Below are 12,064 nucleotides of genomic sequence, written 5' to 3' on the forward strand. Positions count from 1 at the left end.
ACCATAATCTCCTACTGGATGAGATACCTCTTCAGGTCGCAAGCGCCCGGGCTCTACCACTATCCTTCGGGAAGCAACAGCCTCGGCTTCGCGCTCCCGGCTGCGGTAGGGGCCCTCACCGGCACCCGGGGGGAACGGGCGTACGTCATAACAGGAGACGGCAACTTTCCCTACTTCGCCGCAGAACTCCAGACAGCCGCCGAATACTCCCTCGACATCACCGTCGTCCTGTTCAACGATTCCGGCTACGGAGTGCTCCGGGAATGGGAAAAATGGGGAGGTCTGGAAAAAATTGGCGTAAACCTGAAAAATCCCGACTTCGGAAAGATTTGCGCTGCCTCAGGAATCGACTATAATAGAGCCGATTCCCCGAGAGAACTGGGGGTAGTGCTGGAAAGCACGAAAAAGAGGCGGGGAACGGCATTGATAGAGGTCAGGGAGGATCTGCTGCCCCCCTGGAAAGTACTTTGACTGCATGATCGTGTATTGCGACAGATGCGGCGCCCAGAATTTCATCGGAGAGGAGCGGCGCAAAAAATCTGACCTTTCCCCCCCCGCGTGCTGGGTTTGCTTCAGCCAGCTTCCAGCTGGCGAGGAATCCCCCATCGACAAAGACGAATCAAATAATGTGTCAACGGAACACTAAATCTGCGAGGAACGAGAAATGGGAAACATTCGGGTTGCTATCGTAGGAGTTGGAAACTGTGGGAGTGCCCTCGTCCAGGGCGTCGAATATTACCGGAGCCCGGGAGAAAAGATGGCAGACGAACGTGGCCAGCTCAGGGGGCTCATCAACAGCCACATCGGCCCCTACGGCCCGGGAGACATAGAGATCGTCGCCGCGTTCGACATCGACGAGAGAAAAGTCGGAAGGAGCCTGAAAGAGGCCATCTTTGCAAAGCCCAACTCCACTCCCGTCTTCTTCAGCGACTTTAAAGACGACAACGTCCGGGTTTACATGTCCCCTCTCCTGGACGGGTTCCCCGACCACATGGCAGAGTATCCCGAAGACCAGGTGTTCCTCCCCGCGGCGCGGGAGCCGGACGACGTGAAAAAGATCCTCTACGACTCGGGAGCCGAAATACTCGTTAACTTCCTACCCGTCGGGTCCCAGAAGGCCACCGAGTTTTACGCAGGCATCTGCCTCGAACTGGGCATCGCCATGGCGAACTGCATTCCCGTGTTCGTCGCCTCCGATGATGACTGGGCAAACAGGTTCACGGAGAGAAATATACCCATAATCGGGGACGATATAAAATCCCAGCTCGGGGCAACGATCATCCACAGGGCACTTGCGAAGCTCTTTGCCGACAGGGGCGTCTCCCTCGACAGGACCTACCAGATCAACACGGGTGGCAACACGGATTTCCTCAACATGCTCAACAGGAAGAGACTTTCCTCCAAGAAGATATCCAAAACCGAGTCGGTGAGGTCTGTTGTGGGCGGGTCCCTGACCGATGAAAACATCCACGTGGGCCCATCGGACTACGTCCCCTGGCAGAAGGACAACAAGATCTGCTTCATCAGGCTCGAGGGACAGGGTTTCGCCGAATCCCCCATAGAGCTGGAACTGCGGCTTTCCGTCATCGACTCCCCCAACAGCGCGGGTGTGGTCATCGACGTCATCCGGTGTCTGAAGATCGCCATCGATGCCCGCATGGGAGGCCCCCTCATCGAACCGTCCTCCTACTTCATGAAGCACCCCCCCATCCAGTACCCGGACGAAGAGGCGAAGATTGGCCTCGAGAACTTCATCGACAACGCCGTGAGGCTCACGAAAGCTGATCGAGAACTTGTAGAAATCGGGAGGAAGATCTCTCCCAGGTAAACTGTCCGGCCCTCGCCGCAATCTCGGGGGCTCTTTCCCGAAATCGGTCTTTTCTCTCGACGCAGGACCCGAGCGCCCGGGCAAGCGAACCTCTCTGCCCGGGATCGAAAACCTCGCCCAGATCGTAATCCGCGGTGAGGTCGCCGATAAACGTCCCGGCAGGAACGACGACCGGCTTTCCCCGCGCAAGGGCTTCCATCGCGAAAAACCCGAAGCTCTCGTAAAAGGAAGGGACCACGATACAGTCCGACGCATCCATCGTGGCGGCGAGGGACTCCCTCGCCTGTGCCGGAAGGCACTGTATCCCCTCTCCCGGATACGCGCCGCCGCCGAGAACGAGCAGCCGGCACCTCTTCCGGTCAAGCTCTTTGAATGCGGCAATGAGTCCCTCTGCGTTCTTCGTCCTCTCATCCCTGCCGCTGAACAGAAAGAGAAAAACATCCTCCGGGACGCCGATCTCCCCGCGCGCCTCGACCCGCCGGCAGGGTGAGTCGAGAAACTCCTCCGATATCCCCGGGTAAACGACGACGCCCTTTTTCCCCAAAAAGGGGTACAGGGCGCCTGACACCTCGAAATCCCTCCGGGAGGGGAAAATTACCCGGTCTGCGAACTTCTGTGCAAAAAATTCCCAGAAAAGCCTCGCCTGGCGGAGTGCATCCGACGGATATGCGGTTTTCGAGAATTTTTCCTTCACTTTTTCCAGGGTATGGTTCATGTGCACAACGGGGATGCCCATCCGTGCTTTCACCGCAAGGGAAACGGGTGCCGAAAGCCAGTAATTGCTGAAGGCAAGGTCGGTCCCCTCACCGAGACACCCGAGCACGCCCTCGGAAAAACGGCCTCCCGCGGCGAGGAAATCTGCCAGAGACGGGGATGGGGGAAGGCGGCACCCCACGTGGTACACCTTCAGGTGCTCATTCTTCACGGAAACGTAATCATCGTCAACAGAGCGGGTAAAGACATCTACGGAAACGCCCATGAAGGACAGGCGCTCGATCAGCTCCCGCAAAAACACGTTCATCCCCCCCGAGTATCCCCGGCCGAAGGGCTCGTAGGGGCAGGTGTGATAGGAGATGACGGCAATTTTCATACATCGAACTCCACACGGTAAACGGCCCGGTTCCGCGAACCCAGCTCGTACTTGTACCGCTCCTCTCCCCGTAAAAAATCGAAGCGCTTCCTGCCCTCACCGATTGCGCGCTTTATTGCATCGGATATCAGCACGATACCCGGTGAAGACCTCCTGTGGGCCGGGTCGAACCCGGAGTTGTAGAGCAGGTAGTCACCCCCGTAGTCGAAGATCATCAGCGCCGCCACCCGCTCATCCCGGGACCCGCCGAGGAGGAAGAGAATTTTCAGCCAGCCTGCCTCCCCGAACTCCCCGGCTATTGCGTCGAAAAACTCCCTCCTGCGCCCTTTCCAGAAATTGAGCTTCCCCGTGTTCGAGGAGCTGTGCAGTCTCACGAACTCCTCCATCGCCAGCGGGAGCCTCGACGCGTCCCGCCCGTCGACAACATCGACACGTATTCCGCCCAGGCCCTCCGATGCCCTCTTGATCTTCCTCCTGAGCTCGTGCCGCTGCTTCCCCGAGAGGGACATGAGATAGGCATCGAAATCGGCGGGGAGTTCGATGTAGGGGGATGAATCGACGGTTTCCATCTTGAGGCCGGCGGTCTTTCCCCGGATATCCTCCAGCACCTCCTGCTGGGGAGTGCCACCGTTTACGTTGTTGATCACGAAGCGGGAACCCCGCATGCTCTCCATCCCGGCGAGGTAGGCAAAGAAACCCCCGATGAACTTTTGCTCGAAACCCCGCTCGATCACGAATCCGAGCCTGTCGGAGAGAGACTTGCCGCCGATCAGAAAGTATGTGGAGGGCTTCTCCCGGAGGTAAAAGAGGCCGGCACCCCGTACCTTCTCCCCCTGCACCCCCGCGATGACGAGCTTCTCCATGGTGGCCGAGAAATAGGTGTCCCACGCCCGGAGGTACCGCGAGGTGAGAAACGGGGAGGGCTCGTAAGACAGATCGTTCAGCCTGTCCACGACATCCCAGGCCTCGCTGAGGGAGCCTATTACCCGAAATTCCATTGTCCCAACGCCCCCGGTTCCCCAACCATGATCTCGCAAGCAACCACGCCGCCGGAAGGGCCCATCCCGCACCGTTTTTTTACCTCTATCATTTCGGTCGGCATGCCGGGAAAAGGCGGGTCGGGTCTTTTTCCTGTCTCACCCGTCATCTCGTGGCGGTAACTGCGAGGAACTTTTCGTCCTTTGCCAGGGCCTCGCCGAGAAGCATCACGCATTCGTTGATAGATTTCTCTATGGCCTTCTCCGTGACGAAGGGAGAGGAGGTCGAGAGCTCGGCTTGCATTTTTCCCGACCACACCATCTTCCCCACCCCGTTGAAGAGGGAAAATTGAATCACCCCGCGGGAGTCGAAGTGGACGAGCAGCCCCTTTCCTTTCACCGTGATGGTCAGCTCCTCTATCGCCCCCGTCAGGTGATACTCTGCCTCGTATTCCGCGCTGTAGCCTTCAGGGCTATCCTGCCTGCTTATCCTGATGACCTCAAAGCCCTTTTCCTGGAGGATGCTCCCGATGACCTGCGACACGCTTGTCCCCACCGGCTCGGTGGGAAAAATATCCGCGGCATTCGTGTAGTCCACACCGACTCCGTCCCTGTCTTCCCTCACGTCCGAGAAGTCGTTCACCGTGAGCCTGGCATATGTGCCTTCAGCCTTCTGCTGCCGCCCGAGAGCCCCGTATTGTATTGCAACGTAACGCGCCCTCGTCTGCGAGCAGGATGAAAGGAGCATCAAGCACGCAGCAACCAGAGCCGCTATCGCGGCCACGCGACCCATCACCTGTCTCCCCGGCATCCTTTTTTCTGTCCCCCTTCGTCTCGAATTACACTATTATACATCCTATGGCCTCTTTCACACATGCAATTGAGGCCGCAACGCCCGAAAGATGAACCCACATGGCAGATAACAGGGAAATTGCCGAGAAGCTGAACTTGATCGCCGACTACCTCGAGCTTCAGGACGAAAATCCCTTCCGGATAAGGGCCTACCGCAGGGCGGCAGAATCCCTGATGGCTCATCCCGAGTCGGTGGAAAAGTATACGGAGAGGGAGCTGACCGAGATCCCGGGGGTGGGAAAGGATATTGCCGGGAAGATAGGGGAGTTGCGCACCGGGGGGGAAATCCCCCTCCTCGAGGAGCTTCGCAAAACGGTCCCCGGCGAACTGCTCCAGCTGAAGAAGATCCCGGGGCTCGGCCCCAAGAAGGTCTCCCTCTTTTTCAGAAAACTCGGAATCGACAGCTTCGAAAAGCTCAAGGAAGCGATCCGTGACGGAACGCTCCTCGAGCTGCCCGGGATCCGGGCAAAAACCGTGGAGAACATCCTGCGGGGCATGGAGTTCTACGAACACTCCCGGCAAAGGCTCCCCCTGGGAGAGGCATATGTGCTGGCCGAAGCCCTGACCCGGCAAATCCGTGAATCGGGCCTCGCTGAATCCGTGGTAGTCGCCGGCTCGATACGGAGGATGAAGGAGACCATCGGGGACATCGACATACTGGCTATCTCTGAATCGAAGCGGGAGCTGGTAGATCTCTTCACCGCGCTTCCCCAGGTGTCGGAGATCCTCGCAGCAGGGGACACGAAAGGGAGCGTCACCATACTGAACATGGTGCAGGCCGACATGCTGGTGGTCCCCCGGGAGGCCTTCGGCAGCGCCCTGGCCTACTTCACCGGGTCAAAAGCCCACAACGTGCGGCTGCGGCAAATAGCCAGGAAAAAGGGGCTGAAACTGTCCGAATACGGCCTGTTCAGGGAAAAGGACGGCACGACGGTCGCCTCGAAAACAGAGGAGGAGATCTACCGGCAGCTGGGAATGGAATTCATACCGCCGGAGATACGGGAGGACTCGGGCGAGGTGGAAGCGGCGATCGAGGGAAAACTCCCCCGCCTCGTCACGGAAGACATGATACAGGGGGAGATGCACCTCCACAGCGACTGGAGCGACGGCTTCCACACCCTCGATGAAATAGCACGGCTCATGGAGGAGAGGGGGTTTCGCTATTTCTGCGTCACGGACCACTCAAAGTCCCTGCGGATAGCCGGAGGGCTCGACGAAAACGAACTGCTGCGGCAGAAGGAAATCATCGAAAAGGTCAACAGCAGGAAGAAGGGGGTCACGATTTTTTCCGGAGTTGAAGTTGACATCTTAAAAGACGGGGCGTTAGATTTGAAATACTCCATCCTTCGGGAACTCGACTTCGTCACGGGGTCCATTCACTCCGGTCTCTCCCAGTCCCGGGAAAGGGCCACCGAAAGGATACTGGCGGCCATGCAGACGGGGGTCGTGGATATGATCGGGCACCTGACGGGAAGGCTTATCGGGGAGAGGGCGGGATACGAGGTGGATGTTGAAAAGATCATCGAGGAGGCGGCGAGACACAACGTGGTGCTGGAGTTGAACGCCCATCCGAAAAGGCTGGACATCGACGACAGGACCTGCAGGATGGCAAAGGCAGGCGGGGTAAAGGTGGCCATCGCGACGGATATGCACCACATCGACGATCTTAACAACCTTCACTTCGGGATCGGCGTTGCCCGGAGAGGCTGGCTGGAGTCGGAGGACGTGATAAACACCTGGGGGACGGAGCGTCTCATCGATTTTTTAAAAAGTCGGCGTCCCTGACATGCAGGTGGAAGAGCGCCGGTAAAGGACAGAGGCCGGTGAAGACGCAGGAGCGGGGCACGGATAGACCGGGGCTCTCCGTGGAGAAAAACGATGAGGGCAAACGATAAGAGGTGGCTCAATTGTACGCGAAGGCGATAAAGGAGGCCCTGACCAGGAGCTCCTGGATACGGAAAATGTTCGAGGAGGGAGCGAGGTTGAAGAGGGAGTTCGGCGACGAAAACGTCTTCGATTTTTCCATCGGCAATCCCTTCGGCGACCCGCCCCCCGCATTCTACACCACGCTGATAGAAATCCTCTCCAAACCCGAGCCCGGTATGCACGCCTACATGGAAAACGCAGGCTATCCCGCCGTGAGGGAAAAAAAGGCGAGGGAACTCGCAAAGATGACGGGAAGGGACTTCGAGGGAAAAAATGTCCTGATGACCGCCGGCGCGGCTGGTGGCCTGAACGTCGTTTTGAAGGCGCTCCTGAACCCCGGAGAAAAAGTCATCTGCTTCTCACCCTACTTCGTGGAATACCTCTTCTACGTGGAAAACTTCGCCGGCGTTCCCGTCGTTCTCGAAACGGGGAAGGATTTCGAGCCCGATCCTGACAGCCTTGAAAGGAGCCTGTCCGACGAGGTAAAGGCGGTCATTCTCAACACGCCCAATAACCCGACGGGCAGGGTATACCGGGAAGATACGCTCGAAGGAATGGGAAAGATCCTGGAGAGGCACGAAGAGAGAACCGGCAGGGCCGTGTACGCGATTTCAGACGAGCCCTACCGGGAGGTCGTGTTCGGGGAGGCGCCCTTCATCCCCCCGGCGGCCCACATACGCAACTCCGTCGTCGTCTACTCCCACTCGAAGGATCTGAACATCCCCGGGGAGAGGATCGGCTACGCGGCCATATCACCCGACGCTACCCTGTCCGATGAAATTTTCGAAGCCATGGTGTTTGCAAACCGGACCCTGGGATTCGTCAATGCGCCGGCCCTGATGCAGAGGGTTTCGGGAGCCGTCGAAAGCGCCGGGCCGGACCTTTCCGTGTACCGCGCCAACAGGGAGGCCCTCGCGGGGATATTCACCGACGGGGGAATCGATTTTCTCCTCCCCGAGGGGGGCTTTTACTTTTTCCCGAAAGTTCCCGCAGGGGTGAGCGAAGCCGCCTTCATCGACGCGGCGAGGGAGAACAGGATTCTCATCGTCCCCGGCAGCGGGTTCGGCTGCCCCGGGCACTTCCGGGTCGCCTACTGCACCTCTTCCGAAGTCGTCAGGAGGTCTTCGGAGGCCTGGAGAAGATTTTTGTCACAGGTGATGAGCCCATGAAGAAAAAACAGCTGGTGAGAAAAAACGTGAGAAAAATGTCCGGGTACGTAGCCGGGGAGCAGCCGGGCACGTTGAGATACATCAAGCTGAACACGAACGAAAACCCCTACCCGCCCTCTCCAAAAGTGCTGGAGGCGATAAAAAAGGCGGGCCGCAAGGAGTTGAGGCTCTATCCCGACCCCGACCTGACTCCCCTCATACGGAGGGCCTCCCGGGTATACAACGTTCCGGAAAACTGCATCCTGGGCGGAAACGGATCGGACGAGCTCCTCGCCATTCTGACCCGGGTCTTTGCCGGCGAGGGAGACCGGGTCGTTTACCCCCACCCCACCTACACCCTCTATGAGACCCTCGTGCACATTCAGGGAGCGGAGCCGGTGACGGTCCCCTTTCCCGACGACTATACCCTCCCGGAAGAAATCTCCTCGGTACCGGGGAAGATACTCTTTCTGGCAAACCCCAACTCGCCCTCCGGCACCTTCACGCCCGCCGGCACGATCAAGAAGGTGGCCAGAAAGTTCGGGGGGATCGTGGTGGTCGACGAGGCCTACGTCGACTTCGCCGAAGAAACCGCCCTCGGCCTGGTAGGCTCATGTGACAACGTGGTCGTCCTGCGCAGCTTTTCCAAGTCATTCTCGCTGGCAGGAATCCGGCTCGGCCTCTCCTTTGCGCCCGCCTGGATCACCGACGAGATGAGGAAGGTAAAGGACTCATACAACGTCAACAGCATCTCCCTCACCGCGGGGTGTGCGGCACTCGGCCACATGCCGTGGATGAGAAGAAACGCGAAAAAAATCGTCCGGACGAGAGAGAGGCTCACGGCATCCCTTGAAAAACTCGGCTTCTTTGTCTTTCCCTCGGCCGCAAACTTCGTGCTCGCCAGGATAAAGGGCGTCGGGCTGAACGGGCTCTACCGGGACCTGAAAAAGAAAAAGATCCTGGTTCGCTACTTCAACACGGAGCGCCTCTTCGACTGTGTCAGAATCACCGTGGGAACCGACGAGGAGATCGACATCCTCCTGAAAAACCTGGAGAGGATAACGGGGAAGCCGGGCAGCTGAGCCGCCGGCAATCAGCGCCATCTCTTCTGCAAATTTGCACTATAATAGTCACAGTTAAGCAGGAGAGGGAAACGGCACGACGGAGGCGGATAACACAAAAGCCGTTGCACTTCAAAACGAGGAAAAAACGAGAAAGGGGGTTTTTCATGTCCCGGGACGACTGGAAATACTACGACGATGAAACGTGGGATGAGGACAAGGAGGAGAGGAAGGAAGACCCCACCATCCAGTGCCACCACTGCACCCGGTATGTCGACGCAAAATCGCCGTACTGTACCCACTGCGGCAGGCCATTATCGAAGCGATAGCCTTTCCACCGGACCCTTTCGTACAATGGGAGAAATCGTCAGCGTCAGCAGGAGGACCGACATTCCGGCATTTCACTGGGAGTGGTTTGCCCGCAGCCTCGAAGGGGGGTCCGTCTCCGTGAAAAACCCCTTTTCGGGCAGACCCTACACCGTGTCGCTCCTTCCCGAAGACGTGGCCTGCTTTGTTTTCTGGACGAAAAATCCAGCGCCGGCGCTGGGAAAAATCGAAGAGCTCGCCGGTAAGGGGCAGCCGGTCTTCTTCCACGTGACCATCAACGGATACGGGGGGTTCCTGGAAAAAAAAGTCCCCTCCTGGCGGTCCGTCGCCGGGGCCGTCCGGGACCTTTCGGACGTGCTGGGGAAAGACAGGGTGTTCTGGAGGTTCGATCCGCTGCTGCCCTTCGAGGAGGGCGGGCGCACCCTCGCACGCTTCAGGCGCATAGCAGATTCGATATCTCATCGTGTTTCACGCTGTTACGTGGCCACCTTCCACCCCTACGTCAAGGCGGCACGACGACTCAGCGCCCACGATTTCCCGGAAAAGGGGGGACACGATGCCGGCTTGTTGCGAAAGCTCCTTTCCGCCGGGAGAGAATACGGCCTCCACATGCTGTCGTGCGCGAGCGCGGCCCTTGCGGAGGCGGGGTTCGAGAAAGGCGCCTGCATCGACGGGGAGTACCTCCTGGGGTTTGTCAGCGCCCGGGGAGGGATGAAGAAGAACCCCACCAGGCCCGGATGCGGGTGCACCGACAGCAGGGACATAGGCACCTACGGGAGCTGCCGGCACGCCTGCCTCTACTGCTACGCAACGTGAGGGAGTCAGACGATTCATGAGGAAATACAAGCTCATACCCGACGGGGAAAAACTGAGAGACCTGAACCTGGAAAGGGACCTGAACGAGGCCCAGCGGGAGGCGGCCCTTCACCGGGAAAATCCCCTTCTCGTCATCGCCGGCGCGGGATCCGGGAAGACGAGGACACTCATCTACCGGGTCGCCTGCCTGATATCCTACGGGATCGATCCCGAGTCGATACTTCTGCTCACCTTCACGAGAAAAGCTGCGGAGGAGATGCTGAGAAGGGCTGCCCTCATGACCGACGCACGATGTGAAAAGGTGGCGGGGGGGACGTACCACTCCTTTGCAAACGGCATCCTGAGGCAGTACGCGCACCTGACCGATTACACGAACAACTTTACCATCCTCGACCGGAGCGACGCCTTCGACCTCGTGGGACTGGTGAGGGAGGAGCTGGGATACGCGGGAAGGATGGTCAGGTTTCCCCGGAAGGAAACGGTGGGGGAAATTATCAGCAAGTCGATCAACAAGACCTCATCGATTGAAGACGTGATCCTGTCTGATTTCACCCACTTTTCCTATGTTACCGGCGACATCGAAAAGATCGCCATCCACTACGCGGATATGAAGCGGGAAAAGAACCTCATGGACTACGACGACCTCCTGGTGAACCTGGTCAAGCTTCTTTCCGACCACCCGGAGGTGAGGGAGGCACTCTCGAACCGGTACCGGTACATCATGATAGACGAGTTCCAGGACACAAACCGCCTCCAGGCAGAGATATCCTTCCTGCTGGCAGAAAATCACAGGAACATCATGGCCGTGGGAGACGACTCCCAGAGCATATACTCCTTCCGGGGAGCGGATTTCAGGAACATCATGGACTTTCCCTCCATGTTTCCCGACACCAGGATCCTGTATCTNNTCCTGTATCTCGAGGAGAACTACCGGTCCACCCAGCCCATCCTCGACTTGACGAACGTCATCATCGAGAGGGCCGAGGAAAAGTTCCCGAAGAGGCTCTTTACGAGCAAAAGGGGAGGCGACCCCCCGTGGCTCGTCGCCACGCCGAACGAAAAAATGCAGTCCCTCTTCGTGGCCGACAAGATACTGGAGCTGCACGAAGAGGGGGTCGACCTGAAAGACATGGCCGTCCTCTTCCGGGCATCCTTCCTCTCCTTCGACCTCGAGATCGAACTCGCCAAGAGGAACATTCCCTACCGGAAATTCGGCGGCTTCAAATTCATGGAAACGACCCACGTCAAGGACGTGCTGGCCATACTGCGCATCATCGCAAACCCCCTTGACGAAATAAGCTCCCTTCGGGCATTCAGGCTCGCCGAGGGGATTGGAAAGAAAAAAGCCGCCGCGCTGGCCCGAAGGCTGATGGGCGGCGAGTCCATGCGCCAGGTAGCGGAAGAGCTCGCCAAAGGGGGGAGGAGCGAGGAGTGTGCGCGGCTGTCCGAACTCCTCATCACGCTCTCGGGGGACGACATGCCGCTGACGGAGAGGGTACAGCTCATCAACAACTTCTATCGGCCGGTCATGGAAAAAAAGTTCGACAACTACCCGAAAAGGCTCAAGGACCTCGACCAGCTCGAGGTCATCGCCGAGCGGTACAGGAAACTCGAAACCTTCCTGACCGATGTGACGCTCGAACCCATAGAGGCGAGTGTCGCCGACGTAACGGGGACGGATAGGGAAACGGATTACCTCACCCTCTCCACCATCCATTCGGCCAAAGGCCTCGAGTGGCATACCGTCTTCATCATATGGGTCCTCGACGGCAGGATTCCGTCCCTCAAATCCATCGATGACCCCTACCAGCTCGAGGAGGAAAGACGGCTCCTCTACGTGGCCGCCACGAGGGCGAAGACGAACCTGTTCTTCTCATCCCCCATTCATATCTTCGACCGGCAGACCCAGTCCGTGCTTTCAAAGCCCTCCCGGTTCATAGAGGGGATCCCCCAGAAACTGCTGCCCCGCTACACGCTGTACGAATATGAGTATGAATAGATGGTAGTCCCGGGTCCCGGGAAACCGGTTTCGCGTTTCT

The 12,064-nt window shown here is 58.4% G+C and carries 11 protein-coding genes; 8 read left to right on the top strand and 3 right to left on the bottom strand.

The genetic code is table 11. From position 1 onward, the window contains the following. Positions 1 to 471, top strand: a 471-nt coding sequence (locus GTN70_02365) for a hypothetical protein (protein NIO15836.1), incomplete at its 5' end; no start/stop codon positions are given. Positions 472 to 664: 193 nt separating this feature from the next. Beyond that, positions 665 to 1,828 (top strand): inositol-3-phosphate synthase, encoded by a 1,164-nt coding sequence (locus GTN70_02370; protein ID NIO15837.1) that lies wholly within the window; start codon positions 665 to 667, stop codon positions 1,826 to 1,828. On the opposite strand, the gene GTN70_02375 is transcribed toward GTN70_02370, so the two are convergent. The 3 genes from GTN70_02375 to GTN70_02385 all read right to left on the bottom strand — a co-directional run bounded on the left by GTN70_02375 (position 1,773) and on the right by GTN70_02385 (position 4,688). Next, a complete protein-coding gene (locus tag GTN70_02375) occupies positions 1,773 to 2,918 on the bottom strand; it encodes a glycosyltransferase (GenBank protein NIO15838.1) in 1,146 nt (381 codons plus the stop codon). The genes GTN70_02370 and GTN70_02375 overlap by 56 nt on opposite strands. After that, positions 2,915 to 3,916 (bottom strand): GNAT family N-acetyltransferase, encoded by a 1,002-nt coding sequence (locus GTN70_02380; GenBank protein NIO15839.1) that lies wholly within the window; start codon positions 3,914 to 3,916, stop codon positions 2,915 to 2,917. The genes GTN70_02375 and GTN70_02380 overlap by 4 nt, the downstream gene beginning before the upstream one ends. Positions 3,917 to 4,061: 145 nt before the next feature. After that, entirely contained in the window at positions 4,062 to 4,688 is a 627-nt protein-coding gene (locus GTN70_02385) for a hypothetical protein (protein ID NIO15840.1), read from the bottom strand. A 119-nt stretch (positions 4,689 to 4,807) separates the two neighbouring features. On the opposite strand from GTN70_02385, the gene polX reads away from it, so the two are divergent. The 6 genes from polX to GTN70_02415 all read left to right on the top strand — a co-directional run bounded on the left by polX (position 4,808) and on the right by GTN70_02415 (position 12,024). Then, on the top strand, positions 4,808 to 6,532 hold the full coding sequence (gene polX / locus GTN70_02390) for a DNA polymerase/3'-5' exonuclease PolX (protein NIO15841.1): 1,725 nt from the start codon (positions 4,808 to 4,810) through the stop codon (positions 6,530 to 6,532). Positions 6,533 to 6,645: 113 nt separating this feature from the next. Continuing rightward, complete coding sequence (locus GTN70_02395; protein NIO15842.1) at positions 6,646 to 7,842, top strand: pyridoxal phosphate-dependent aminotransferase; 1,197 nt, start codon at positions 6,646 to 6,648, stop codon at positions 7,840 to 7,842. Then, positions 7,839 to 8,903, top strand: coding sequence for a histidinol-phosphate transaminase (gene hisC, locus GTN70_02400; GenBank protein NIO15843.1), 1,065 nt, complete (start codon positions 7,839 to 7,841; stop codon positions 8,901 to 8,903). Before GTN70_02395 ends, hisC begins: the two co-directional genes overlap by 4 nt. Before the next feature lie 146 nt (positions 8,904 to 9,049). After that, on the top strand, positions 9,050 to 9,211 hold the full coding sequence (locus GTN70_02405) for a hypothetical protein (GenBank protein NIO15844.1): 162 nt from the start codon (positions 9,050 to 9,052) through the stop codon (positions 9,209 to 9,211). Positions 9,212 to 9,236: 25 nt separating this feature from the next. Next, on the top strand, positions 9,237 to 10,025 hold the full coding sequence (locus GTN70_02410) for a DUF1848 family protein (protein ID NIO15845.1): 789 nt from the start codon (positions 9,237 to 9,239) through the stop codon (positions 10,023 to 10,025). Positions 10,026 to 10,041: 16 nt separating this feature from the next. Continuing rightward, on the top strand, positions 10,042 to 12,024 hold the full coding sequence (locus tag GTN70_02415) for a UvrD-helicase domain-containing protein (GenBank protein NIO15846.1): 1,983 nt from the start codon (positions 10,042 to 10,044) through the stop codon (positions 12,022 to 12,024). Positions 12,025 to 12,064 lie beyond the last annotated feature (40 nt).

The sequence above is a fragment of the Deltaproteobacteria bacterium genome (assembly GCA_011773515.1).
Taxonomy (GTDB): domain Bacteria; phylum Desulfobacterota; class Deferrimicrobia; order J040; family J040; genus WVXK01.